Below are 26,638 nucleotides of genomic sequence, written 5' to 3'. Positions count from 1 at the left end.
CAGTGCCATGATTGGTTCAGTTGTCGGCTATTATTTCTCAAGTAAAACAAACAATGTATTACCTTTGTAATACATTTTTGCACCCAATGTATTGATAAAAAACACTTTATAGAAGCGCGATGCAACACATAAAAAGATAACACAATCTAGGTGCTAATCTATAAGAAACACCTAGATTGTGTCATACTAGGATTAGTCATGTAATCTATGGACAGCGCTTGTGAGCACCGAAGAATATTACTACCCCGTCGTGAGCGACAATCTTCCTAAGCATATCAAAAAAGGCCATCAGCTCGTTTTTAGCCGCCAAGATTTATCCGCGAGAGAAGCGGATATGTTTGCGTTGATGATCGCACAAATGAAGAGTAACGATTGGGATCACAGCACCCCCCATTACGAATTTACCTCGCACCAACTCTCTGAATGGTTAGATCTCGAACCTAAACACATTGGTAGTAACCTCAGCCCAGTGGCTAATCGACTTGCTAGCCGTAAGATTGGGATCAAGCTCGAAAACGCGAAAGGGGAAACTGAATTTGATTACCGGCCATTGTTCAAACACATCGCCTACAAGAACGGTGTGTTAACCATGGTGCCAAATGACATGCTTAAATCGGAATACATCGAATACAACCACGGTTTTGCGTTAATCAATACCCGTAACTTTTTCGATGTTAAGAAAGAGTACTCAAAACGCCTGTACGAGCTTCTAAGCCGATTTAAGAGTAAGGGCTATGAAATGCACACGCAAAGCTTACAAGAGCTTAAGGGCGTGTTTGGGCTGCTAGATGAAGCAGGAAAAATCAAGAAAGACAAAAGCTCATTCAAGAACAACAGCGTGTTCATGAAACGCTGTATTCGCCAAAGCATTAAAGATCTCTCAGAACACCCACAAATAAAAAAAGAATTACTGTTTATCGATAGCGACAAAGGCGAGCTCGGTTTTGAGTTGGTAAAAAAAGGGCGAAACATCACCGGCATTAAATTTCTGTTTCGCTGGCTCAAGCTAGGGACGGTGGATGAGCTTAACCAACATGATGCCATCAAAACCATTAAAGAACTCGAACTCAAGCGCTTACAGGAAAATATTAAGCTCACGGATGGGGAATTAGAGATCCTCGCCATTGCCTATCAATACATTGGCAAAGACGACAAAGCGGCGAAGATTGAAGAAACCTTGGCCAAGCGGCATTTCACCCCTAAGCCAGAGCCTGAACCACAAGACGATCTTGATGTTTTCTTAGATAAGATTGATACGCTAAGTAAAGTCAGCGGTAACCCTGAATATTAAAAACACGTCAATAAGTAACATTTTTTAGGGGGGAGCCATATTCAGGCATGCGATTTAGATTGGCTTAGTGAGATATAGGACACATTTTAGGTGTAAAACAGGATTAAAACCTAAAATGTGTCATCTATTGATAAAGACAGACCTAAAAAAGGTCACTTTTAAAATTGGTCAGCAAGAAAATGCGATTTATCCCCAATAACAGGGCTAATACACCTAAAATGTGTCATCTAAACACCTAAAATAGGATCACAAACACCTAAAAAATGTCATCTAAACACCTAAAATAAGATCACAAACACCTAAAAAATGTCGCTCGAGCACCTAAAATGTGTCGCTTGAGCACCTAAAATGTGTCATCTAATTGCTTTTTTCCTTATTTTTATCAATGACTTACAGAGCCTATAGATCTTATAGATCTTATAGTCTTTATAGATCTTTATAGTCTTTATAGATCTTTATAGTCATTGTGGATAACTAGAAAATCAAAGATTTACGCAGTTACCCACAATCGATAAAAATAGTCATTTTTTTCATTTCATTTTTAAATATAAACAGCAAGAAAACGTATTACAAAGGTAATACATTTAACGCATTAACGCTCTGATTTTTATATGATCACTCAAAGTACTTGATGCTATGCCTAATAGCGTTGCTATCTCTCTTAAACTCAACCCCGTCTTATAGTACTTTTCGATATCATCCCGTTTATCATCAAGCTTTAACCGAGCAGCTTTCCCTTTAGGGCGACCTAATTTGACCCCTCTAGCGACTAATGCTTCTTTGGTTCGCTGACGTATGAACTCCCATTCTATCTCACCGGCAAGCCCAAAAATGGTAGCAATGATCTTCGATTGCATTGAGCCATCAAGCCCCATGTTTTGCTTGGCGATATGGATCGTTATTTCATTATCCATGCAGTGCTCCAAGATTTCGAGTACCTGGATAGTAGAGCGGGCCATACTAGTGACCTCCGAAAAAATCAGCACATCACCGCGGATCATTTCTTCAAGCATTAAACCTAACCGTCGTTGACGCCACTTTTTAGCACCTGACACGGCATCTTCCACAAAGACTAAATTCACTAAGCCCATGCGATTAGCATATTCAAGAATGCCGTGTTTTTGATTGTTTACATCTTGAGCATCCGTTGAGATACGTAAATAAGCATAGGAAGCTATAGGTAAAACTGTTATGTAGTTATAGGTTTAGTTTAATTGTTCCAAGCAAATGAAGTTATAGTGCGTCAGGTGTTCTGTCTATCCCTCCGTGGGAGGTAAATCATTAATTACGCATTACATACAATCGTAAAACCAAGGAAACGTATTTCCCTTGGCGTTGCGGATAAACCCACGCCAGGGACACTAAATAAATAGGCAGTCATTAGTAACCAAGACACCGAAACAATACGTGACAACGTAATGGAGTAACGCCCAAACAAACAAGTAACGGTAGTGGCGAACCGTGCGACGATGCCCACCAATCCCTTAAATTGTTTACCCCTTAGTTTTGGTGAAAATTTTTCACGCTTGCTGTCCGGGAGTCCCCCGGACAGCAACACGCTATATCTTGTAGAAGGGAGCAATCTCAAAGGACTGAACATCAAACGCCACAACTACTACGCCTGCATGAAGATAGGCAATCTACGTGGCCACCCTGATTTTAAAAACAACAAAGCCAAAGTGGATTGCCTAACCTTTGAAAAAGAAAACGGCAAAGCAATCACCATGCAAATGAACCTATTCTGGCGGTTAAATCATTGCGATGTAGGCGGGAAATGGTACGGGGCTGATGTGTGTGCGTAACCGACAAAACACAGCATAGAATTGGATTTCATGCGAACAGTAGAACATGCACATTCTAACGACTGATCACACATTTGTTATCCACACTTTCTGTGGGTAACCACGCCCTATGGGTGACCAAAATCGTGCCAACGGAACGTAAAAAGGCCGCTAACTGGCGGAAGAGAAAGCAAAGAGTTGAAGCAGGAAGCGGGCATGTTGTCGCTGGGCGGCATTATCATAGGAAAAGCCACAGCGAAAAAATCAGTGTATTACAAATGTAATACGTAAGAAAACAATAAATCATTGAATAATAAAATTAAAACATGAAATCATTCTCAATAAAATAGCTAAAAGCATGATAATATCTGCCTCCTTATATACATTTGAGACAGGATAACATCATGACTACTGCGATCTTTATTGAGGATGCAGTATTGCCGCAACTATTTACCTCGGCAATTGAAGCTTATGCGATAAAGCATAAGGCGACTCACCGCTCCAAAGCCAAAGAGAAGATTGAAACGTTTGGCTTATTATGGGGACATGTTATTCCGCAAAGAGGTGACAAACCTGCACGTTGTGTGATCACAAGTGCCACTATTGAAACATCAGCCATCCGCGAACATGGCTCTGTAACGCCAGACATTGACTCGATTAAAACAAAGAAAGAGTTCTTTGAGCGTTACTGGCCTAATTTGGAATTGATCGGCACATTTCACTCTCATCCTTATGAATCTTTGGATGACGTTAATAGCTGTAGCGGTTGGCGGGCATCAGAAGGGGATATAGACTTTTTCCCTCATATACATGAAGTGATAGCCCCAGAACAAACCGACATGGTTCACTTAATCTTAACTATTACGGAGCTACAACGTAATGGATGGGCCTACCCAAATCGCTTAGCGAATAGTGAGTCCGGAAAAGGATTTGTTCTTTCGGCAGAAAGACGCAAGCTATGGCTCCGAGCATATAGCTCATCACTCATTGAAGATAACGGTAATGACTATTATCATTGCCACGATAACGTCCACTTACAAGCCCCTTCGCTTGAATGCAGATTCTTTGAGAACTAACTCTATTGGCGGCAAACTGCCGCCAATTTCACCACATCCCCAATAAATTTATCAATAGAATCCACATCAAAGATGCAGCTCGTGCACAACTGAATGCCTTACTTGAGTTCGCCCGAGAAGGCGACATCATTCATGTGATGAAAATAGACCGCCTGGCACGTAATACCATCGATGCCTTACACATCGCAGATACGTTAGCCAACAAAGGAGCAGGGCTGGTTTTTCATGATCTCGGAGATGTCGATATCAACAGTGATATTGGCCGGGTGATCTAACCACCATATCCGCCTTTGCTGAGATGGAACGTAAGCGGATCTTACAACGCTGCTATGAAGGACGAGAAAAAGCAAAATCAGAGGGAAAGCACTTGAGCCGGCATGCCGATCTCGACCTGCATCAACGCATACGCACGTTGGCAGAAGAAGGAATGGACAAGCATGCCATTAGTAAAGAACTGGGGTGTAGCAGAACAACGGTATACCGTGTATTACAGGGATGTAACCTGCCTAAATGTATTACATTTGAAATACATTTAGGCAGTTAAGACCAGGATAACAATGATCTTAGGATCATGCAGAGATTAAAAATGAAATCACTCGGTCTAGGTCTTGCTGGTTACGCAAACGTACTTTAACCAAATCACACCAAGCCAATTCTGCAATTTGGCGCAAATTACTATTGCGTCCGTATGGTTTTGTCTCTGATGTCACGGCAGGATAGAGAGAGCAAGTGTCAGCCGAGATGATAGATGAAATATCTTTCCCATTTATATATTTAGGTAAAAATAGACTACCAAATTTAGCCATTTCAACGGCAACCACCACATCACCGACAGAAAATGGAATCAGCTTTACTGTGGCTTTATACATGGCATGCTTAACAATACCAGAACTCTCAAAAGCAGCGATTACATCTTCACGATAAACACGTTTACCATCTGATTTTCCGCCGGATTGCATAGCATCGATAAGATTGCCTACATTTCGATATTGTTCATTCAGTGCTTTTTCAAACCACGGAAGAAAAGCAGGCACACTGAATTTCAAGCGAAGCCCGAGGCTAATGATATCCCCACGGTCCATACAATAACGCTCTAACGTTAAAGCCCCACCCAATGTCTCCTGTAAAGAGACGCCTTTAACAGCCCAGCTGCGCTGTTCAAGTTTGTTCTCCAACATTGGAAGGATTTTGCCTTTAATCTCCCCCATATCAGCAAATACATAATCGACATGAGGATCCGTCAATGGATATCGTCCTGAAGATGGTACCTGTGAAAAACGACGGGACTGCGCCCATTCCAACATCGCGGCATAATCATCCCCCAAAGCGTTAAACTCATCATCGCCTAATACGGTACTAATGGTGTATTCATCACGACTAGCTAAACGATTGAGATCATCACGTGTAGGGGCAATCGACGAAAAAGCCAAGGTATCATTTGGGTCCTCACCGTCCCTTTGCTTCATCTCGCCGAGCAAGATTGCACATAATGTTCGGTAGTTTTTAGTTGCAAACACCATCTGTTCCACTGTGTCTGCTGTATTACAGCCCGTTATGTCTGCTTCGGTCGCTGACACAATGAGTTTTGCCATGATTTCAACTTGTCTTTCCAACATATACAGTGAAAAGATGTAGTCATCATCAAGAAGGATCCTTATGTCATCAAGGAAAAGTGTCCCAGCATTAAACAGACCAACAGCATCACTGAACGCTCCCTCTTTCAATTCTATAAGACAAAGTTCCTGAAGTGCACAATGTGCCTCTTCAGCAAACAACTGATTGATCATCCGACATTCCACCACACTTTATCCCTTACCTATAATAACTACGTCATGGACAATAACGGCCACCTCAAATCTGGTCAATATTACCAAACTTAAAGTGACTAAATTTAGATTCTTGTAGATAAACCCGTTTACATTCCTGCATGTAAAGTCATTGAATGGGGCTGTTCGCCCCATACATACTATTTAATAAACGCCGTTATCACACAGGGATCCCATCCAGATGTTGCAACAACCCATACTCCATTGTGTTCAAACACAATCCGACTACCCAGTGATTTTTCCTTAATGACCACGCCATAATCGAGTGTCGAAGCAATATCTTCCGGCGTTAAATGCCGCTCTGACATCCGCAACCGAGCATGATAAGACAACCGCATACCTCCCCCTCAGGGTACAGTGACCCCATTACGCCTTATATGCATCATCATTACGCGTGAGACGGCACCTGTGAAAAACGCTGAGCCTGAACCCAAGCCAACATTGCTTGGTAATCACCACCAAACGCTTCAAATTCATCTTTGCTCAGGACAGAGCGAATATTGTTCTCATCACGGCTGACAAGTCGATTGAGAACATCACAAGTTAACGTCACTGATGAAAACGCCGTGGTTTCACGAGGATCACAACCTTCTTCTGACTTCAGTATGCCAAACACCATGGTACATACCGCACGATAGTTTTTGGTAGAAAACAACATCCGCTCTACAGAATCAGCACTCATTGTGCCCGTCATATCAGTATCAACCATGAACTCAAGATACTTAGCCATACCAGTAACTTGGTGTTCAACTAAAGCCAATGCGATGAGATAAGCGTCATCGTCAAGGCGTTCCTTAATCTCATTCAGAGTCATTTCTTTAGCATCAAATAAGCCAATATCATCCCCACACGATCCCTGAGTAAAAAGCTCTTGGGTGGCATTGTTGAATTCTGCAATTAGTTGCTTAGTGATTGAGTGCTTTTTCATTTTTGTCATCCGTTACTGTTTAGTTGATGAACAAACAATACTACCGATAAGCTTTTGGTCAATTTTTTAATTGAAAAAACGACCAAAAATAAACACCAAGCACTAAAACAAGGAATCCCGTCACATAAAAGTGAAATTTTACAGCTGGTTTCAACCAAGACCCAACCGGAGGTGAGGAAGTAAATATAAAAAATGAAGAATATCCCTGCCTGTTAGCAGAGCTTGCAACGCTGGAAGGAATGAAGGAATGAAGGAATGAAGGAATGAACAAGAATGCCATTAGTTAAAAATAGAGGTACAGCAGAACAGCGGTATACGGAGAACATCCCCAAAAACCGCCACAAACTTGCTGTACCACTATTTCCCCTTTAATGCGCTTGAACCTTGAAAGGTTGTTCACCTTTTTCATTAGGGCGATTGAGTAGGTTTTTAAGCTGTTTGTATAATTTTGAATTTTCGCTTTGGTGATTTTCAACTACCGATTGAACATCTTTCAGAAGTAGTTCTAAATATTCGTTATTATCCATGTGATTACCCCTCTAATTACGTTTATTGGCTTGGCGTTTAATCTCTTGTGCTTTCATCACCTTAGCCCCCATAATTACAACCCTAAGAAAGTTTTGTTTTGACTCTGTTTTATTCCAGTTATCTAAGTTTTGGCGTGTTGTACAAGCGTACTCTGCCAACTCGTCAACTGTATTAAAACCTGCCATTTTACTCAGGTCTGATAGCTTATATACAGGTCTAAAACTCATCATCTAACCGTCAAAATACTTTACCATTAAGTTAACTTTAGTAAAAATGCTTTACGAAATCAATATTTTTGGTAAAGATGTTTGACGTATGCCGCATATCAAAATGCCACCTCAAAAACTTTGCTTATTTGCTTATCCGAAATGTCGATATAGGACAATGTTACGTTAGGATTGCGCTCAGAATGCCCTAAAATCTTTGCTATAACGTCTAGTTCTACTCCTTGCTTATTCAGGGAAGTGGCTAAGCTTCTGCGCCCTGAGTGAGAACTAGCACCATGCAAGCCGCACCTTGAATAGATAGACCTAATCAACGCTTCAAGTGTGTCGTTTGAATAATACGTTTTAGGTGTCCCGTCATACATAGTCTTGGTTTTAGCCTTTAAGCTATAAGATGCACCACGGCTAGAAAGAATAACCTTGCTCTTGGGATTTAGACCTCTGTAACGCTTAGGGCTTGACGATGTGCCTAGATGCTGACTAATTCGGTATTCAAAGTAATTAGAGAGGATGTCTATCATCTTTTCTGACAACCAAGCCGACCTAGCTTTACAGCCTTTGGTTATCGCTGAACGCAAGTAAATCTCAGTTTTGATCTTGCCTTGCTTAGTTAGAACGTCCTCAATGAGCAAAAGGCTTAATTCCGTAACTCTAAGTCCTGAGAAAGACAATGAAAGTATTGCTTGTTTTTGCAGTGGGTTAGACATTAACAAACATGTTGATAATGCTCGTTTTATTTCAGAACGGGAAAGTGATCGGGCTTGTGCCATTGCGAACCTCTGGAATTATCTATAAATCATCGAAAATTCCACACACAAAGGCTATGCCTTGTATTTATTAGTTTAACACTCTTTGGATACGGGTTTCGGGGGAAATTGGGGCGCACGGTGACGCCAGCCGGGATTGGCGCATGGGTAACAAACACGGCGTGACGTCTGGCCGGTGCGCTAACCAGAATTTGCCCCTTTTCAAGTTAGTATTTCTATCAATCATATTCTACGGATAGCGATTTGACCTACTTTTTCTAATCTGCATAGTGTCTATTGAAGTAGGGTCTGCGAGTCATTACTGACAAAAGACCTAGAACTCTACGATCGATCGAATGAGATAGTGTAGCGGTAGTCTTATCTTGGAGACATAACGTAGGTTTAGTGATGTGTTTTGCGGTGTTTTTCAAGGTAGTTGTCACTAGTTGGTCAATTATTACGCTGCTTCTCTTTCGGGATTTAAGTGTACTGCCCCGATAGGCTGGCAGTTCCTAATATTCTTTGACCAACGTTCTGGTTTCTTGCTTCGATGTGCTGATAACACCTTCTCTCGATGGCTCAGTATTGCTGCATCTTTTCCATTGTGCCGTTCTGACGGCGTAACATAATTTAGACGGCTATGCTTATGTTCGGTGTTATACCAATGAACAAAGTCACCGACCCAAGCTCGACTTAATCCGAGGCTTTCAAATCCATTTTTCGGCCAACTCGGTACGTAYTTCAATGTTCGGAACAACGATTCCACATAAGGATTATCGTCGCTCACGCGTGGTCGGCTATAGGACGAGATAATGCCAAGCTCTTCCATTTTGGCTTTAAACGTCAATGATTTCATTGGACTTCCATTATCAGAATGCAGTACTAAAGGTTGATTAAAGCATTGCTCTCGCATTAGCGTGCGCTGTAATAGTTGTGATGCGAGCTCGCCACATTCACGGTCATGTACTTCATAACCCACGATTTTACGGCTGTAGATATCTTCTATCAGGTACAAATAATAAAACTGACCGCGCACGCCTGAAGGAAGATATGTGATATCCCATGTATATACTTGGTTCGACTTTGTTGCCGTGTAGCTTGTCGGTTTAGCTGCTTTCTGGCGGCTACGTTGGCGTCCCCTTGAGCGGAGTTGGCCGGCCTCAGCGAGTACGCGGTAATAAGTACTTTCTGATGCAATATACTCACCGTGATCCAGTAGTGTCGGGACTATCTGGGTTGGCGGTAAATTCGCATACTCAGGCTGATTACACACCGCTAATATTGCTTGTCTTTCTTCTTCTGAAAGCTTATTTGCTGGCGCAGGCCTTAAGGCTATCGGCCTCTGGTCTTCGTTAATCGTTTCATATTGATACCATCGGCGATACGTTCTTAAGCTCACCTCAGCTTCAAGGCAAGCAGGCTCCAATCGACAGCCATTTTGCTTCGCTTCCTGAATGAGAGTGATGAGACTTTGCCTTTCCTCGGTTGAGGTTAATCGTCCTCGGGTTCTTCCCCGTAAAAGGCTCTCAGCTTTTTTCTTAGCACCAGTAACGCAGCAGTTTCAGCCAACGCTTTCTCTTTGTAACGGAGTTCTGCTTTTAACTGTTTAATCTCAATCTTATCCGCTTTTGCTTGCTTCTTTGCGTCAGCCTCATTTTCTTTGGTCGACTTAAAGCCTTGCATGCACTCACTGCGCCATTGGTGTATTTGCGCGGGATACAGCCCTTTTTCTCGACCGTATTGGCTCAACTCATGCTCTGTCATCGAGAAGGTTTCTGCGACAATCGCCAGCTTGGTTTGCGCTGACCACTGTTCTGAATTCATATTATTCTCGGGCACAACGGCTCCTGATTGTCGAAGTTGTTTTCGCCAATAATACAGCGTTGCTTCACTGATGCCTTCTTCTTTTGCTATCTCCGCGACAGAGCGAGACAACGGTGGTAACAACTTTTTCAAGATGGCTTCTTTTCTTTCTTGCGAATAACGAGACATGTTTCCTCTGTTTCCGCCCCTCTAAATTGATGAATTTTTAACAGTGACAACTATCCTGACACAGGGGGTTTGATTCACTTCACATTACTCAATCATTCCCCACCTAAAGTAACAAGTTGCTATAATTCATTACACACTATAAACAAAGGTGAGTATTAAGGTAACATCGACCCAAACAATGAAGAGAGTTCAAGAAAGAAATTATTGGTGACGGTTACCGCACTCAAAGTACACACAATTGGTGCTTCACGAAGGATGTAGAAAGTCACTTTTATCGTTGGGATTTCCCTTGGCTTTTGGGTTTCTTGTGCTTCGTTTCCTATCTTGTCGCCCCGAATTTTGTTGCTCGTGAGTGGGTTGGTGTTTTTACCGATTCTGTTGATATTTCGATAAGCTCGGTTCGAGTTTCCGGAGGTAAAAAAGGATGGAGTGCTGTCGTTACATCAATATCAAGCATCACAACCAAACATCGAAACTGATGTGATGAGCCCATTATTATGATTAGAAAAATAACTTCGGTTGGTGATTGGATTAGAGACTCTATGCCCTGGAAGTTTAGAAATTTAGGTAGAGAAAGGGCTGAACTCTTTTTTGAAGACGAAGTGTTAAATTTAGATTTGGACATAGAAGGTGAGTTAACGTCAACTGCTGACTCAAGTATTTTATCTTGTAAGTTTTTTTTTCAACATAAGCACGCTACACCATTAGAAGGTTTCGTTGAAAAAAGAGGAAATTTTCGCTCTCTTCTGCCTCTTATGGGACTCTCAATTACATCACCTCCAAATGGAATTGATCGAAGTTACCACCTGATACTTCTTGAAGACGATAATTCACTTGAAAATCGTCCCATAAAGCAATTGGGTAACACAAGCGCGAAGGATATGTTCTGGATGGAGTTCTTCTCCTACAAGGCCGTTTCGATAATTACCGATTGTTCTCTTGACTGCACAATCTGCAATGTTCACATACGTTCTCATGACATCAAGGTTAGAACAATGGGTATACTCATTGAGTCCTTTGAGTCTATTCATACACGCATCGGCCCTATGTATAAACAACAATCTGGTCATTGGCTAGAAATTGGTGACCTTAACACGCTGCGCTTACTTGAAATACTCGTTGGAAACCTCGACTACTCAGTATTTGTGGAAGACGATAAACTTCGGGGGCACAATGTATTACTCACTAGTTTTCACCATACGATTGTACCAATTGCATTTGATTTCCAGTTTTTAGTTTTCACCGCTTCAGACTACGGAGCATATAAGATGTTGAACTATAGCTCTTTTGTTACGTCATCCAAACAAAGCATTAAAGACCTTTTCCCTAAGAAAGAAAACCTGGAACCATTGATCTACCTAGTCAGTCTAATCCCTGTACTAAACGTGCTCTGCAATAAATTACCAATAACTGACTCATTGAAAAAGAGACGGATAAAATTTTCAAATGAGTTAGCTCACTTCATGACTACTTATATTGATGAAAAGCAAGGAGAGAACATATGTCAATTTCTGCAATAGCGGGGCCGCTGGTTGCCGGTAAAGTCGTAAGTAATGTAATTCAAGATCTGAAAAATCACCTTGAAGACCTGTCGGTTGTATTGCAAAACAGTGCCAACAACCTCGCTGAAGACCTACTTGGGCAAGTCGAGGTTACTGCTTTTGACATCATCGAGGAACTAAATGATGTGTTAGAGGAGCAAGTTGAGACATTAGATGATAAGTTACAGCGCAAGCTCTACGCCGTTGTTGCAGCGGTGGAGAAACTCAGAATACAACTTAACGAGGATATTACTAATATCTCAAAAGAGTTTAACCGTGACCTGCGCCAAACGCTTGCAAAGGTATCATTCATTGGTGGAATTTACTCATTGGATACGGTCGATAACACCTTAGTACCTTTTAATCACAAGGGAGATTGGATGTTAATTGCAAAAGGCGTTGGGGTGGGATTTGATAGTGAGGATGTGGCCTCCAACGCTAAGCTCATAATAGATATTGACGAATCTGGCCCTCTTGAAATTACCGGGTTAGAAGTGTCGGATACCCAGGTCAACTTTGTGATACCTAGTCGAATCATTGAAGCCGAAAGAGATAAATACACGATGAATAAGATTCGTTGTGTATTAAAGTTTGAAATAACCAAGGACCGCACCCTATGGTTCGACAATAAATTTGTAGTGGAGCAACCTATCTACATTACCGTCGCTCCGGATTTCATTGCCAACATCAATGCTCAGATGGTTAAGCCAGTGTTTGATTGGGTAAGAAGGTCAGAGCTTGATCAGATATCCTCTAAAGGCTGCCCGTCTGGCCACGCCACTTCATCTTCAGATGTCCGACATCACCATCTTCGTTGGACAATGGAGCTACCTACTAACATTCTAAAACCTAGGGAAGGGGATCTAAAATTTGTCGGTGCTGTTGATGGAGGTTGTCATTCAAGTGGCTGTGGCTATAGAAAGTTTCATGAGCTGAGAGTTGTCAATGGTGGTAAGAAAATCAATATTCATCATGAAAACTGGAGCCATGCGATAACCATAAGAGTCATCGGCCAAGTAACTAAATATGAGCGTGTATCTGATATCATCAAAGACAGTGAATACGAATTGTTGTCCAGTGAATCCGTGGAAGTAGTCGTTCCAAAAGACTTTCAAAGTCTGCGGTTCGAAGGGATTGCGCGGGATGGACGTAAGATTAACCTTACCATCGAACGAAAGGCGCATACAGAAGTCTATCCAATACCGCAAGGGGAGTGGGGTGGTATGTCGTTTAATGGCGTAACCAAGTTGACGAATCAAGTCATATACCACTTCTCTTATGATGAGTAGTTGTTTATACGACCAAAACGTTTAAGTATTTGTGAACACACTTGGTTTTGACATGTGTGTTCTTGCTCATTTATCTATGGTGACATGTTCAATGAAATATCATCGTTCAAGGATAACGATCCCACTTGTATCTATTCTTTCAATTTTGACAAGCTTTAGTACGCAGGCAAAAATTTGCAAACGAACAGATTCTACATGGGTCAAATTCAGTGATCATATTGTAACGTCTATTGATTACGCCATTGCGATGCCAAAAGGTAAGACAGTGGAGGTTGGAACAGGAGTGAAGTTATTTGGTAAGCCAAGAGGTAGTATCTATTCAAGTAGCAAGCCGTTTGACATCACAGCTTATGGTGCAGGAGCACTATACGTAAGGTCCACTAATGGAGGCTCCTTTCAAGTTTGCGTCGATTCAAGTGGGCAAAATGCCATAACACTGTACCGTGCGAGTTTTTAGATATTGTTGGGTTTAATGGCAGGGTGAGAGCACGCATGCTCATTTATTGTTCAGCAGCTATCGCTGAAGCTAATATTTGCTCTAAATAACTAATTTCCATCGCTGCCATCTTAGTTTTTCGGCGTATACTCGCTTTTCTAGTTGTATAATTTCTAAGCACACTTACTGCCATGTGGCGCACGGCAGCTAAAACCTGTGCGGCATTCTCTCGATAGATCTGACAAGCATTTTCATTAAATGCGGTGTCTAAAACCCAGTGAAGACTATTCTCGATACCCCAATGCTCTCTAACGCCTGCTGCAAATGTTTCTTCACTCAATTCTGTTGAACTAATATAGTATCTGTATTCGAGGGAGCACTTTTTACCTGCTTTATCATACCGAATATTCATCGCCTGCCCGATGCTCTTAATGTAGTGAATGAGTGATTTTGGCCAATCAATAAGAGGGTTTGCAATACCTCTCGTTGTCCGTTAATGGCTAATTTAGTGAAAGCTGTAGCTCATTTTGATCCATTCGTTAGCCGGCCAACCTCCCCCCCCCCCCCTTTGCCAATCTGACGTGAAGGGGRAATTTTCACATGTGAAAAAATGGAAGCCTGCCAGGTGTGACATTGAACCGTGACCTTAGGACGGTGCGTTTCCCCCGATGCTTTACTCAGTGAGGGGCTATTGGCCTGCACTGGGTCGATAGCGTTGGGGCGGAGAGCGGTTAGCTGTGATATAGGTACCCTATATGGGAGGGAAACATTCCTCGTTGCTTACTGCCTGTCGATAAAGGTTCTGCCCGATGTCAGTGACGACAAACGCCTCATAGTCGCCAACGTTGACCCTCTCAAGCAATCCGAGTCGACATAGGCCGTCAATCGAGCTTTGGGCGAACCCAACACTGGCGTGGGGGGTGTCACGCTGCTGAGGGCGGTACACGTCATAATAGCAATAACACTTGGTATCTAGGTGTTGGATGTATCCGGCATGGGGGGCGGCATCGAGAAGCCAACATAGCCGTTCAAACGAGAGACGAAACCTCGGCGGTATGCTTTCCCAATCGACTTCATCACTGGCTGCCTTCTTCATATTCACCATTTGATCTCCATTCACGCTCGCCTACCGGGAAAGTATAGCCAACTGCAAGACAGACCACGATTTACACATGTGTAAAAAACACGACGTTAAATAACACATTTTCAAGTCGAAAACTCAGTAGGTAGCCCGCATAAAGAGGGGATAAATGACCACAAGGCTAGGCATCATAGGTAAAAGACACCTTGTATAGTAAAATACAAAATCATTTAATTAAGTAAAAACAGAAATCATGACAGACGCTATAAAACTATTAATGAACATTCGCAGCCTTCGTGCTTTTGCTCGTGAATCGATGACACTAGAACAGCTACAAGAAGCGTTAGAAAAGCTGAATCAAGTAGTCAATGAGCGCACAGCAGAAGAAGAACAAGCTAAAGCTTCAAATAAAGAACATGAAGAAAAATTAGAAGCGTATCGTCAAATGCTGCTGTCTGACGGTATTGACCCAGAAGAACTTTTAGGTATGACGGCTAAAGCACCGAAGAAAACTCGTGCAGTACGCCAAGCTAAATATAAGTTCACCGATGAAAACGGTGAAGAAAAAACATGGACAGGCCAAGGCCGTACACCAAGCATTTTAAAAAATGCACTTGATGCAGGCGCCAGCTTAGACGAATTTCTTATTTAGGTATAAAGCCAAAAACATCCCATTCAAAGCCGTGGGTGGCTACACCCACGGTTTTTTTCTGCCTGTCACAGAGCTGACGTGATCATGAAACACCAGAGACAAAAAAGGCTGACAGGCTCGTCGCATCAAAACATAAACTGCGTGGTTAGTATGTCAAAACATGACTTTTTACACATGTGTAAATGGCCTCTGACTATTTTTCCACACAGGGATACCCTGTTAGTTTCTATTTGGTTAGTTGCTCGCAACGTGTTTTAAGCACCGTGTTCACGTTGCCTTGTAGCTTTTCGATCCGCTCTGCTCGTTTGCATTCCCACGCACTCACGGGATACTGCTTGTCCCAGGCCGTCATTAACTGACGCTGCGCCTTGCTCATGCTGTACCGTGAATATGTTTGATCCATATAGAGATATGTACGAGCAATTCGACCGCGTGCGGCAACTGGGGGTTCAGCTTTTCGGCTATCTATTTTCATTTCACAAGAGCCAAAATCTGACGATTCGCCAGACAACATAGTGAAATTGTAATTGCTTCGCATTGCGTTGACAGATCCAATCGCGGGGTACAAGTTATACAAGTCTGACTGCATTAAGCGATATTCTTTGCTGGCTTTATTCGCACAACGACGGCCTGTATACGCATTTCCTTTGTTGTTTACGCATTGAGCATCTCCTTCGCGCCACTCAATAAAAGTTCGACCAAAGTTTTCAGCGGGCACCACATGTTCCCACTCAACTCGTTTTGAACGCTTCACATGCTTATCTGACTTATACCCAGACGGTAACGTGATGTTTTTCTTCGCATCGAAACTAGCTGCACAATACAACGTCTCTCGATGGTCAAAATAGACGCTTTTTTCTAGTAATTTCTTAGCTTTACTAAATGACTCAATATTTACGTTCGCAGCTGAAGCATTACACGTAATGAGCACAGCGGCGATGATGAATATTCTTTTCATACAGGAAAATCATCCTTATTTTCTTTGAGTATGGCTTCTGGCTGTTACGCAAAAATCGACACACAGCTATCCATTCAGTGTGGCTGTGACGAACGCCTTGGCAAGCAGGGCACTCTTTAGGATAGAGTACTAGTGCTAAAAGAAAAAGGCCGCCATGAGCGACCTTCACGTGGTTCGGTTTACAGCAGGGTGAGAGCACACTAACTAAATGGCTCTAACTGCGAGCGATGCGCTCGCATATCAAACCGTTAAATTTGTATTCTCTCTGATGTTTTAGAGAAAAATGACTCAGATTTTAAGCTCGAGCATGCGCTGGTCAAATGATAAGCAAAGTATGCTCCCGCCCTACGGTTTACAGGGGTTATGGTAAAGAATATGGGTAGATACCCTAGGCCTAGCCTGGTTGATGCTATCATAGCAATTAGTTTAAAAGATAATGAGTCGCTATTTTCAAATGCTGACGATGTTTCAAACTCCCATCTCTATATTTACCTTTATGTTTTACTGCATATTCTAAGTGCCCATTTAGTCGCCATTTTTTATGAGGTACGCCATCTAACGTTTCATCCTTAAGATCTATAATATTAGCAAATTCATCATTAGACATTCCGGCAGTATTCCATTCAATTAACGCTCTACGTACAATACAAATCAAATCGTTATTGTTCATTCATGTATCCTTTAAATTATAAATATTTCAACTGAACTTTCTTGCATTAACAATATAGTGCAAAGCGCTAGCTTTTTGAAAATTAACTAATCATTTGTTCGTATGTGCTAATTTGTAAACTTAACACATAGAAACATTCCACTTTTAAATTTCATATATCACGTAAGTATTTCTGTTAAAGATGCTTATTTACAGTATTTTTATCGGCATTTTGCATGGTATTTAGACTTATGTAATATACCCCTTGCTACACCATTAATAGCGAGTAAATGGAATTCGACCAAAGACAGGGTAACGCCCTGTCCCTAAGAATCCCACACAACCAGTTAATCGATTTAACCGAAGATAATTGTGATGGTTTCAGACCAATTTACCGAATGGTTATTGAGCCCATTTGTTTCTGTGGAATTTAGCGATGAAAAGCGTATTTATCCTAAAACTATCCGACACGTCGTAACATCCAATGGCAAGTGGACACGTGAGCTTAGGTATAGACATCACAGCCCAGATGGCAGAATTTACTACACTTCTGCCATCAGGGCTGGAACGACGCTATCTCGACCATCCAATCGTAGCCCCGTCTTACAAGGTAAACAACCTAGTGTTTGTTTCTCCTCCTCTCTTCACATGGATAAATAATCTCATTTTTTGAACCTTGTCTTATTTTTACTCATCTATGTCGCATCGATTTGCAGCGTCACAAAATGTCGCTGACGAAGGTAACATCGTTGTTGCGCAGAGTGGACATGGAAGTAAAAAAACGAATAATAAAAGGTTGCTTTTCGTCGGTGGTTTTTTCTGGTTTTCTGAGTGGTGTGATTTTGACGAGTAAAAAGAATATGCAAGAGTCGCTAATCCTTGCCTTTGAAATTTTAAAGCGGATCCCTCGTCATAAGAAAGTTACCGCACCAGAATTGCATATGCAGCTTCAAGAAATAGGCATTGAAAGAAGCATTCGGACGATACAGCGCAACTTAGAAATACTCACAGAGAACTTTGAGATCAACCGGGATATACGCTCAAAACCGTACGGCTACTCTTGGCGAAAAATCAATCATGGTTTAAGTGCTAATTACTTAACCACGCAAGAATCCTTATTACTCAGTCTTGCGGAACAATATCTTAAACAGGTTCTTCCCAGCAATGTTTTGAATTCGCTGGAATCCTATTTTGATGAAGCGCGATATAACTTGGAGCACGATCCTACCAATATGAAAGCTAATAATTGGCGAAATAAAATTCGCGTGGTCAGTGAAAGCATGCCACTACTTGCACCTAAAGTGGACCCAAAGGTGCTGAGTCTAATTAGCGAAGGATTGTATGAAGATAGGCTGATCACGGTTGAATATGACAACGCTGAACATAAAACGCAGAYGGCGACAATCATGCCATTAGGGTTAGCTCAACAGGGGGTACGGTTGTACTTAGTCTGCCGTTTTGATGGATTCGATAACGAAAGAACGTTGGCTATACATCGTATTAAAAAGGTTGTTGTATCTACGTTTAACTTTCAACGCCCAAACGACTTTACATTGAAAAAATATGATGCAGACGGTCGGTTTGGGTTTGGTGAGGGCGATCTTTGCCTCATTGAATTCATGATCACGAAAAAAGCAGGTCTCCACCTTTTAGAAACCCCGCTTTCACACGATCAGATCGTCGAGGAATGTGAAGGCCATTATAAGATCACGGCAACAGTGATTGACTCTCTTTTATTAGAGCGATGGATAAGAGGGTTTGGTTCAGACRTTACTTTTTTAAACAAAACCACAGTTCACGCTGTGACTTAACAAATTGTCTTATTGAAGACACAAAAAACGTATGGAGTGCTAATAATGCCATTACCTTTCATTTTGGCCGGTGCGGCCATTGCTGCTGCGGGCTACGGTGCCAAAAAGGGCTATGACGGTTATCAAGATAAAACGGAAGCSAATGAAATTCTTGAGGCTRCAAAMGATAAGTACGACACCAAAATAGCTGATTTTGACGTTATCAATAATARAACCACACAGAGCTTAACCCAACTGGGTGAATTACARCTACAAGTGGGTGAAGACTTTAAAGCCTTCCGTACGATAGCAGAAAGCCTGCTGGAGAAGCTGAATGAAAGTGGATCGAAAGACATWGCCATCGACTTTCCTAAGCATAAGCTTAAAAAAATTGACGGTTTAGCGCTTTCTACCGCTGAGTATATGGGGCAAGTGGCGGGGGCTGGCGTTGCAGGCGCAGCGGCTGCCTATGCGGTTTATGGTGGTGTAATGGCCTTGGCGGCTGCATCAACGGGCACACCKATTGCTGCACTTTCCGGTGCTGCAGCTTATAACGCAGCCATGGCTGCTATTGGTGGAGGCTCTATTGCCGCTGGCGGTTTTGGTATGGCCGGCGGCGCAATGGTATTGGGTGGCGTTGTAGCGGCCCCTATTATTGCCATTGCGGGGTGGGCGTTTGCTTCACACGCAGAAGAAGCCTTGTCCGACGCCAAGCAAWCTMGTGAGGAAGTGAACCAGGCGGTAGATAAAATGGAGAAAGGCGGTCAGCAACTGACGAAAACACGTATTTTTGTTGACCAKATTTACGATGAAACGAGTCGTATCTACACCCTGTTCAACGAGWACTTTGTTAGCTTGAAAGCTATGGAGCAGTTGATCAAKGTTGGGGCCAATATTGACAACATTAGCGATGATGTCATTCAAATCATTCAAAATGGCTACCAAGTTGCGGCTATTCTGACGGACATTATTACTACGCCGTTGTTTAAACCAAAAATGGATGAGAGCGGGAACGTTGTACTTAATGACGATAAGGTTGTTGAGATTGAAACTGATAGAGATGGTATGCAAGTGCTCAACGAACAAGCTCTACAACAAACGCTTGATAAGGCAAAGGTMGACGCYGAAAAACATGAAAAACAATAAGTAATAACGCAATATAACGAGGGCAGRWYCTGCCCTCTAATTTAATGGAATGAAAGTCATGTCAGAATTGGTTCGCAAAGATTTTGTGCTTATGGAAGAACTCAATAAAACGGTAGTACAGAGTTTAGTGAGTTCATTTGCTCTTGATTTTTTGTTATTTGAAGACAAAAAAGGGGGRGRGGTTGCTACCGTTCATAATGTCCGTGAACACCAAAAAGGCGACACATCTATTCACATTTCTGAGCAAGTCAAACAGGAATACGCGAACCGGGGYGACTATAAACCGGTAAAACGTGATGGTTTGGGTGATGTCGTTTTGAATCAAAAAGGTCAGCCTGTTAAAGAAGAYCTCTATCATACTCATTCAAATTATATAGCTCGAGGTAAGGCTGATAAGCAACACCAGAATGAAGGCTCACTTCATGACGCCTACCGTGATCAAACCATGRGAGCGCAAGAAAACCGGCAACTTGACCATGTTATTTCTTCTCATGAAGCGCATAACGATGCTGGTCGTGTCCTTGCCGGTTTAAGTGGTGTGGAATTGGCGAATCAAGACACTAATTTTCAGTCCACGCATTCGTACATCAATAATCTCAAATCGGCACATTCTGTCGATGCATTCCTTAACGATGTTGTGCCGGTGACTATTGTAAAAAAGCAAGCTAACATCAAAAAGAATCAGCAAATGCTGGGCTCAATGCCAACAGAGACCAAAGAACAACGTCATAAAATTCGTGAGTTGGAAGCCAAAATCGCCAAAGACAAAGATCATRTTGAAACGTTGGAATCTTTAAATCATGAGGAAATGCKAAAGGTGGATGCTCAAGCTCGCGAGCACTACAACCAGCAGATCAATAGTGCGTATTACACCAGTAGTAAATTTCTGAAAAGCACGGGATATGAATCAGCTAAGGCTGGGATCAAAATGGGGGTTCGCCAGGCCGTGGGGGTACTACTGGCAGAAGTTTGGTTTGAACTGAAAGAACATGTGCCTGCTCTGTTCAAAGATGCACAAGACAATTTTACGTTGGAGCTGTTTTTAGCGCGGGTTAAATCTTTGGCGAAAGATATTTGGTCGCGTATCAAGGTGCGTTTTAAAGATGTGCTTGAAGAATTTAAAAATGGTGCGATGGCTGGTGCGCTATCTAGTCTTACTACCACGATTGGTAATATTTTTTTTACGACGCAGAAATTGTTGGGCCGATTGATCCGTGAAACCTGGTCAAGTTTGGTCTCTGCCGCGAAGTTGCTGTTTTTGAATCCTAATAAACTATCTGCGGGCGATCTGGTTAGGGAGGTTACTCGTATTCTCTCTACGGGTGTTGCGGTTGCTATGGGTGTGATATTAAATGGTCACCTAGCCAATGTGATGACATTCCCCTTTGGTACGGAAATCGCGGCTGTGTTAAGTGCTATGGCGACAGGCTTAATGACCTTAGGGATCACGTATTTTCTGGACTACAGCGCACTCATGCAGAAGGTGTGGACTTTTCTGAATCGGTACAAATCTGAGGCGAAGCGCACGCTTGAATACTTCCAGAGTGTGAATCAGGAGTTGGATAGGTTCTTGATCGAATTGTCGTCCTTGGAATTTAACTTGTCTGCTTCAGAGATTAGTCAATTCACGGATAGTTTAGAGTCGTTTACTTGTGAGTATGAAAGGTGTTTTGTTCTTGCTAAAGAAGTGGAACGTCGAAATATCACCCTGCCGTTCGAGGCTGGAAATGTTGAGAGCGCACGAAGTTGGCTGAAAAACCTTTAATTGATTCATCTCAATTACTCTTTCCATGCAATGGGTGTGGAAAGTGTTGTGCGAACGTTCATTTGTCAGAACAAACACGGTATCTGGATCGAGGTGACGGGATTTGTCGTCACCTCAATACAACGTCTAAACAATGCCAAATATATGAAGAGCGGCCAGATATTTGTCGGGTCGCTGTGCAGTTTGAACGCCACTATTCAACTAAGTTTGCTTGGGCGGAATTCGTTTCGTTGAATTTGGCCATTTGTGATCAGTTACCTGACAGGATGAATAAAGTCGAATAATGCCGTTGGTAAAACTCAAAGTGATGAGTTTACGCACCTCTTTTCTATATCCGTATCGTTCCATGGTTGGTACAAATATTTGATAGTGTCATCAATTTGTTAGGTTGTCACAGCGTGTTTTGAGCACAGTGTTTACGTTGCCCTGTAACTTTTCGAGCCGCTTTGCTCGTTTGCATTCCCACGCACTCACGGGATATTGCTTGTCCTATACCTCCATCAACTGACGTAGTGCCTTGCTCATACTGTACTGTGAATATGTTTGTTCTACATAAAGATACGTACAAGCAATTCGACCGCGTGCTGCAACTGGGGGCTCTGCTTTTCGACTATCTATTTTCATTTCACAAGATCCAAAATCTGACTGCAATGAGCGACCTTCACGTGGTTCGGTTTACGGGTGTTATGGTAAATATAGGTGATTCGTGACGGTTATTATCTCTTCATGAAATAACGAAAACGCTATTCGATAATAACGACTTTTGAGTCATCTATTGTTGCTACTAATTTTGAAAAACCTAATCGCTCAGCTTCTGACTGTGGTGAAATTGGCTCACCTCTATCACCACCTCGCTCTCTTGCTACGAGAACAGGTGTAGGATCAATCTCAGAATTCAATATCTTTAATACATCTTCAGTTATTATGTGTTCAAGCGTAGATGTACCAACTGATTCTAGAACATCTTCTTTGGACTCAAAACTCGTTAAGTGTCCTAGCTCAATTTCACCAAGCTTTCCTTTAAAAACATAATTTACTTTAATCATCAATCATCTTCCCTGTAACAGAATGCGCACAATGAGTTACTTAGCATACCAAATGCAGCAACATTTATTCCACACACACTAGTGCATTAAGTGCCCATTATGGTAAATAGCTGACTTTACCCCTAAAAACAGCCCTCAGAATCCCTAGAACGGCTGTAGCGTGCATTCCATACATCAACCCAAGCCGATATTACCTATAAATCCGTTTGAAAGTTTGTGACGGTTTCAGGGCGATTTCCAAGATAGATCAAGAGAGGATTCGTTTCAGTGACATTTAGCGATGAAAACCATATTTACCCTAAAACAACCCGATACACCGTAACGTCCAGCGACAAGTGGCCACGTGTGCCCAGATACAAAAAGACCGCCACGATGGACGGCCATTTAACATTACAGATTTAAAGCGATCCGAGGCTGATGTGATAACACCCCATATCAAGCCAAAACACTAACTTTCCTTCACCCCCCGCGCTATCGTCGTCCGACTGCACCCCAGCTTCTCTTGTATCTGCGAGTAACTGCGGCCTAACGTTAGCTGATCACGTATATCCTGATGCAAGGCCATGTTTGCGCGTCTGCCACGATACTTACCCTTGGCATTTCCCCTTCACTTTTATGTAGGTTTCATCAAGTTGCCAAGAGGAGTCAGCGCCGAAGTTTCATACGACGTGTTTCCATTTGAATTCGTTGTTGGCCATTGACTACCCATCCGCTAAGGCGATATGAATATTTGGGGTCACTACGGATTTTTTGCAACCAGCCCCTTCACGTCAGATTGGTAAAGGGATACTGGTGAACGGTACATCAACTCGTTGGATAAGGGGATAGGAATGCTGATAAAATAATGATATAACCGCATAAAAAATATGGGAATAGTAATGAGTTCTAGCATCTCCACTAATCTAATAGGTCGTCTATCTGGTACTAGTACCATAACATTTAATAATTCATTGCTAACTACCATGAAAGGTCAGCAAGAAAAGGAACACTATTCTCTTACTGGAAGTCACTACTTTCTTGAAAGGAAATCTACAATATTTGGTGATAAGATCACCTTACAGGTAGGTGGGCAATATCGTTATTTCCGTTTTTTGAAATCAGAAGGTATTGATGACTTTTGCGATGCGATCAATATGTTTATTAATGAGCAGGTAAATGAATATTTAATTCGTATATTAACTGAATTTAACATGCTAGTTTTGAAAGAGTTTCCTCGTGATTCATGGATATCACGTATTGAAGAGTTATGTGCAGAATTGCATGAAACATATACCCAAAACCATCAAGGGTGGAAACTACACTTAACTAAAGAGCAACGAACTAAAATCAAACGAATTGTACAGTTACATCCAGTAAATATTAGTGATGTACAAGCTCTGCATGAAGAGTATCAACTAGAACAACGTAGTCATTTCTTCGATAAAGTAGAATCTAACCCCTTAACACCTGAACAACGTCTGGGTGTTTTACGTAATAATGATAGAAATATGGTTCTGGCTGCTGCTGGTACTGGTAAAACATCTGTGATGGTAGCAAAAGCTCTTGATCTTATTGATCGAGGATTAGCACAACCATCTGAAATATTAATCCTCGCTTATAACCGCGCCGCAGCTAACGAACTTCAAGAACGATTAGATGAAAAAGCCAAGGGAAGTGGAGTTGCACTAAAAACACTGCCTCAAATATCGACTTTTCATGCTCTAGGTCGTAAGATATTAAGAGAAGCTCATATACCTACAAATATGAGTATTTTTACCGAAGATAACCATAAGTTGACTGCTTGGGTTACGACCTGGGTATATGAATATATTACCGAAGATCCTACTCGTATCTTCGATATGATAGAGCTCACTTCACCACCAGTTAATCCCTTTAGCTTTGCCTCAACAGGCGACTATGAAGCATATGTTCGTGACAATGATTTTAGAACATTGAATGGCGAAAAAGTTAAAGGTTATCAGGAACTTTTAATTGCAAACTTTCTATATATTAATCAAGTTAACTATGAATATGAAGCTCCATATGTTAGTAAACGTCGAATTGATATTGGTTTTGATTATAAACCTGATTTTCATATTACAGATACTTTAATTTACATCGAACATTTTGGTATTGATCGTCAAGGCAATACAAGAACTGATATAGATGCAAAAAAATATAATGCATCAATGCTTCAGAAAAATCAGTTACATAAAGAATATGGTACAACTTTAGTCGAAACCTTTCATTATGAATGGTGCGAAGATAACCTTTTATCAGGATTGAAAAATAAATTAAATGAGTTAGGGGTGAAATGTAATCCAATGCATCCAAGTGAGATCTTTGACAAATTAAATACAGAAGATCAGTTATCGACTTGGAGTAATTTTATGGTGAAAGCTTTACAAGCAATCCGCGTAGAGCGATTAAATCAYGAACAAATATTTCAACGACTTAAAGTGTCAAAAATTAATCAATCAAAAAAATATGCCTCATTATTAAATAATCTGAATGAGTCATATGTTGAAGAATTACAAAGCCAAAATGCAATTGATTTTGATGACATGATTATTCGATCAGTAGACGCAGTAGCTGATGGTGCGTATATTCCTAAATGGAAGTATATTCTGGTTGATGAGTTTCAGGACATATCTGCTGCTCGTATGGATTTCATCAAAGAAATTATAGGTAAAGGACCTTCACCATCATTAACCGTTGTAGGTGATGACTGGCAATCAATCTATCGATTCTCTGGTGGTAAACTAGAACTTACAACTAGCTTTGATGAAATGGTAGGTTCACATTCATTAACTAAACTTCAAAAAACATTTAGATATAACAATAGCATTGCAGGTACTGCTGGTAAATTTATTATGCAAAATCCAACGCAATATAAAAAGGATATAAAAACTCATACTAAAGTGAAAGAATCTCAGGTTTATCTATACGATGATCATTTAGGGAAAAAAGGTGGTGATATAGAGCGAGTTATTGAAATTGTCAAAAACATTAAAAAGAATGACCCTGAAGCTAGTATTGCTGTAATTGCCAGATATAACAGTCTATTAAATGATGCAAATAAAGAGCTGACAAAGGAAAAGTTAAATCAAAATACTCACTTTTGGAGTTTTCATAAATCAAAAGGCCTTGAAGCTGATTACTGTATTTTAACTGGACTATCTCAAGGTCCTAAAGGATTTCCAAATGAACGATGTGATGATGCTATAGTTGAAGCATTATTACCATCATTAGATGATTATCCTCATTCCGAAGAGCGTCGTTTATTGTATGTTGGAATTACTCGTGCCAAGAAAAAATGTTATATTATAGCAAGCCCAACCTCCCCATCAGATTTCGTAATGGAATTACTTTCTCCAGTTTATGACTTAAACATTCAATCTCCATATTTTGAATCTGAATATCAAAAGATATTTAAATGTCCTAACTGTAAATCAGGTGTTCTCCGCATGATTCAGGGTGAATACAGTAATTTTTATGTTTGTAGTAGTGGTCAAGCATGTGAAGTTGGTCGAGCGAGAGTATGTGGTTTATGTCAATCTCCATCTATAGACATGCGTAATCACAGTACCTGTCAAAATACCTCTTGTGGTAACTCAATAGTTATTTGTGACAAATGTGGAAGACCAATGAAAAAGCGTAATGGTAAATATGGCGACTTCTGGGGTTGCACTGGGTATGGAATTAAAGATGATCAGTGTAAAAATACAGCTAAGAATCGTTAATATATAATATCAGTTCTAATCAATACTCCATTAAAGGCTGCTCTCTGTAGCCTTTTTCTTAACGGGCTTGTTGCAAAAATTTCAATCAATTCCCTCTAATTAGCGATGCGATGACCAATCCTGAATTTTAATGGAAACACTTTGCGCCTGAAGTCATCCTCTTCATCCTCT

At 41.4% G+C, this 26,638-nt stretch carries 21 protein-coding genes and 2 pseudogenes; 12 read left to right on the top strand and 11 right to left on the bottom strand.

From position 1 onward, the window contains the following. The first annotated feature begins 220 nt into the window (after positions 1-220). Positions 221-1,291, top strand: coding sequence for a replication initiation protein (locus L4C36_RS17230; RefSeq protein ID WP_428479041.1), 1,071 nt, complete (start codon positions 221-223; stop codon positions 1,289-1,291). Positions 1,292-1,875: 584 nt separating this feature from the next. Here L4C36_RS17230 and L4C36_RS17225 read toward each other — a convergent pair. Then, positions 1,876-2,469 (bottom strand): recombinase family protein, encoded by a 594-nt coding sequence (locus L4C36_RS17225; protein ID WP_428479056.1) that lies wholly within the window; start codon positions 2,467-2,469, stop codon positions 1,876-1,878. Between the two features lie 273 nt (positions 2,470-2,742). Between L4C36_RS17225 and L4C36_RS17220 the strand changes: the two genes are divergently transcribed. From L4C36_RS17220 to L4C36_RS17210, 3 genes and pseudogenes are all read left to right on the top strand, one after another. After that, positions 2,743-3,093 carry a hypothetical protein gene (locus tag L4C36_RS17220; RefSeq protein WP_428479040.1) on the top strand — a complete coding sequence of 117 codons (351 nt, stop codon included), beginning with the start codon at positions 2,743-2,745 and terminating at the stop codon, positions 3,091-3,093. 383 nt (positions 3,094-3,476) lie between these two features. Further along, the gene (locus L4C36_RS17215) at positions 3,477-4,148 is read left to right on the top strand and encodes a hypothetical protein (RefSeq protein WP_428479039.1); all 672 of its coding nucleotides are present in this window, start codon (positions 3,477-3,479) and stop codon (positions 4,146-4,148) included. A gap of 68 nt (positions 4,149-4,216) precedes the next feature. Further along, positions 4,217-4,692 (top strand): annotated as a pseudogene (locus L4C36_RS17210) (recombinase family protein); the annotation flags it as partial. A 25-nt stretch (positions 4,693-4,717) separates the two neighbouring features. On the opposite strand, the gene L4C36_RS17205 reads toward L4C36_RS17210, so the two are convergent. The 6 genes from L4C36_RS17205 to L4C36_RS17180 all read right to left on the bottom strand — a co-directional run bounded on the left by L4C36_RS17205 (position 4,718) and on the right by L4C36_RS17180 (position 10,392). Next, positions 4,718-5,935, bottom strand: coding sequence for a hypothetical protein (locus L4C36_RS17205; protein WP_428479038.1), 1,218 nt, complete (start codon positions 5,933-5,935; stop codon positions 4,718-4,720). Positions 5,936-6,114: 179 nt separating this feature from the next. Beyond that, positions 6,115-6,312, bottom strand: coding sequence for a DUF4258 domain-containing protein (locus L4C36_RS17200; protein WP_428479037.1), 198 nt, complete (start codon positions 6,310-6,312; stop codon positions 6,115-6,117). Between the two features lie 50 nt (positions 6,313-6,362). Next, positions 6,363-6,902 (bottom strand): hypothetical protein, encoded by a 540-nt coding sequence (locus tag L4C36_RS17195; protein ID WP_428479036.1) that lies wholly within the window; start codon positions 6,900-6,902, stop codon positions 6,363-6,365. Positions 6,903-7,270: 368 nt separating this feature from the next. After that, complete coding sequence (locus L4C36_RS17190) at positions 7,271-7,429, bottom strand: hypothetical protein (protein WP_428479035.1); 159 nt, start codon at positions 7,427-7,429, stop codon at positions 7,271-7,273. Positions 7,430-7,755: 326 nt separating this feature from the next. Beyond that, entirely contained in the window at positions 7,756-8,424 is a 669-nt protein-coding gene (locus L4C36_RS17185; RefSeq protein ID WP_428479034.1) for a tyrosine-type recombinase/integrase, read from the bottom strand. A 433-nt stretch (positions 8,425-8,857) separates the two neighbouring features. Further along, a protein-coding gene (locus tag L4C36_RS17180) for an IS3 family transposase (RefSeq protein ID WP_428479033.1) occupies positions 8,858-10,392 on the bottom strand; the annotation gives its coding sequence in 2 pieces (ribosomal slippage) (positions 8,858-9,939 and positions 9,939-10,392; 1,536 coding nt in all). Positions 10,393-10,889: 497 nt separating this feature from the next. Between L4C36_RS17180 and L4C36_RS17175 the strand changes: the two genes are divergently transcribed. After that, a complete protein-coding gene (locus tag L4C36_RS17175) occupies positions 10,890-11,912 on the top strand; it encodes a hypothetical protein (RefSeq protein WP_428479032.1) in 1,023 nt (340 codons plus the stop codon). Further along, complete coding sequence (locus L4C36_RS17170) at positions 11,894-13,222, top strand: hypothetical protein (RefSeq protein ID WP_428479031.1); 1,329 nt, start codon at positions 11,894-11,896, stop codon at positions 13,220-13,222. Before L4C36_RS17175 ends, L4C36_RS17170 begins: the two co-directional genes overlap by 19 nt. Positions 13,223-13,722: 500 nt before the next feature. Here L4C36_RS17170 and L4C36_RS17165 read toward each other — a convergent pair. Further along, positions 13,723-14,133, bottom strand: a pseudogene (locus L4C36_RS17165) (ISAs1 family transposase); the annotation flags it as partial. 859 nt (positions 14,134-14,992) lie between these two features. Here L4C36_RS17165 and L4C36_RS17160 point away from each other — a divergent pair. After that, the gene (locus L4C36_RS17160) at positions 14,993-15,391 is read left to right on the top strand and encodes an H-NS family histone-like protein (RefSeq protein ID WP_428479030.1); all 399 of its coding nucleotides are present in this window, start codon (positions 14,993-14,995) and stop codon (positions 15,389-15,391) included. Positions 15,392-15,617: 226 nt separating this feature from the next. Here the strand turns inward: L4C36_RS17160 and L4C36_RS17155 are convergent, their stop codons facing one another. Continuing rightward, positions 15,618-16,349: an endonuclease gene (locus L4C36_RS17155; RefSeq protein ID WP_428479029.1), complete on the bottom strand. Its 732-nt coding sequence runs from the start codon at positions 16,347-16,349 to the stop codon at positions 15,618-15,620. 421 nt (positions 16,350-16,770) lie between these two features. Then, positions 16,771-17,019 carry a hypothetical protein gene (locus tag L4C36_RS17150; protein WP_428479028.1) on the bottom strand — a complete coding sequence of 83 codons (249 nt, stop codon included), beginning with the start codon at positions 17,017-17,019 and terminating at the stop codon, positions 16,771-16,773. Positions 17,020-17,840: 821 nt separating this feature from the next. Between L4C36_RS17150 and L4C36_RS17145 the strand changes: the two genes are divergently transcribed. Genes L4C36_RS17145 through L4C36_RS17130 form a run of 4 tightly spaced genes read left to right on the top strand, consistent with a single transcriptional unit; the run spans position 17,841 to position 21,983 of the window. After that, a complete protein-coding gene (locus tag L4C36_RS17145) occupies positions 17,841-18,809 on the top strand; it encodes a helix-turn-helix transcriptional regulator (protein ID WP_428479055.1) in 969 nt (322 codons plus the stop codon). A gap of 45 nt (positions 18,810-18,854) precedes the next feature. Then, complete coding sequence (locus tag L4C36_RS17140; protein WP_428479027.1) at positions 18,855-19,934, top strand: chemotaxis protein; 1,080 nt, start codon at positions 18,855-18,857, stop codon at positions 19,932-19,934. 58 nt (positions 19,935-19,992) lie between these two features. Continuing rightward, a complete protein-coding gene (locus tag L4C36_RS17135; RefSeq protein ID WP_428479026.1) occupies positions 19,993-21,699 on the top strand; it encodes an ATPase in 1,707 nt (568 codons plus the stop codon). Beyond that, entirely contained in the window at positions 21,681-21,983 is a 303-nt protein-coding gene (locus L4C36_RS17130; protein WP_428479025.1) for a YkgJ family cysteine cluster protein, read from the top strand. Before L4C36_RS17135 ends, L4C36_RS17130 begins: the two co-directional genes overlap by 19 nt. Before the next feature lie 459 nt (positions 21,984-22,442). On the opposite strand, the gene L4C36_RS17125 is transcribed toward L4C36_RS17130, so the two are convergent. Beyond that, a complete protein-coding gene (locus tag L4C36_RS17125) occupies positions 22,443-22,745 on the bottom strand; it encodes a hypothetical protein (RefSeq protein WP_428479024.1) in 303 nt (100 codons plus the stop codon). 878 nt (positions 22,746-23,623) lie between these two features. Here L4C36_RS17125 and L4C36_RS17120 point away from each other — a divergent pair. Next, the gene (locus L4C36_RS17120; RefSeq protein ID WP_428479023.1) at positions 23,624-26,467 is read left to right on the top strand and encodes a UvrD-helicase domain-containing protein; all 2,844 of its coding nucleotides are present in this window, start codon (positions 23,624-23,626) and stop codon (positions 26,465-26,467) included. The last annotated feature ends 171 nt before the right edge of the window (positions 26,468-26,638 follow it).

Origin of the sequence: Photobacterium japonica, assembly GCF_050337005.1 — a bacterium.
GTDB classification, from domain to species: Bacteria; Pseudomonadota; Gammaproteobacteria; order Enterobacterales; family Vibrionaceae; genus Photobacterium; species Photobacterium japonica.
This window is presented reverse-complemented; position numbering and strand designations above follow the sequence as displayed.

Excerpts from the sequence above, each read along its gene's own strand:
- L4C36_RS17215 (WP_428479039.1), top strand. The coding sequence starts at position 3,477 with ATGACTACTGCGATCTTTATTGAGGATGCAGTATTGCCGCAACTATTT.
- L4C36_RS17205 (WP_428479038.1), bottom strand. The coding sequence starts at position 5,935 with ATGATCAATCAGTTGTTTGCTGAAGAGGCACATTGTGCACTTCAGGAA.
- L4C36_RS17200 (WP_428479037.1), bottom strand. The coding sequence starts at position 6,312 with ATGCGGTTGTCTTATCATGCTCGGTTGCGGATGTCAGAGCGGCATTTA.
- L4C36_RS17195 (WP_428479036.1), bottom strand. The coding sequence starts at position 6,902 with ATGAAAAAGCACTCAATCACTAAGCAACTAATTGCAGAATTCAACAAT.
- L4C36_RS17190 (WP_428479035.1), bottom strand. The coding sequence starts at position 7,429 with ATGGATAATAACGAATATTTAGAACTACTTCTGAAAGATGTTCAATCG.
- L4C36_RS17185 (WP_428479034.1), bottom strand. The coding sequence starts at position 8,424 with ATGGCACAAGCCCGATCACTTTCCCGTTCTGAAATAAAACGAGCATTA.
- L4C36_RS17175 (WP_428479032.1), top strand. The coding sequence starts at position 10,890 with ATGATTAGAAAAATAACTTCGGTTGGTGATTGGATTAGAGACTCTATG.
- L4C36_RS17170 (WP_428479031.1), top strand. The coding sequence starts at position 11,894 with ATGTCAATTTCTGCAATAGCGGGGCCGCTGGTTGCCGGTAAAGTCGTA.
- L4C36_RS17160 (WP_428479030.1), top strand. The coding sequence starts at position 14,993 with ATGACAGACGCTATAAAACTATTAATGAACATTCGCAGCCTTCGTGCT.
- L4C36_RS17155 (WP_428479029.1), bottom strand. The coding sequence starts at position 16,349 with ATGAAAAGAATATTCATCATCGCCGCTGTGCTCATTACGTGTAATGCT.
- L4C36_RS17150 (WP_428479028.1), bottom strand. The coding sequence starts at position 17,019 with ATGAACAATAACGATTTGATTTGTATTGTACGTAGAGCGTTAATTGAA.
- L4C36_RS17125 (WP_428479024.1), bottom strand. The coding sequence starts at position 22,745 with ATGATTAAAGTAAATTATGTTTTTAAAGGAAAGCTTGGTGAAATTGAG.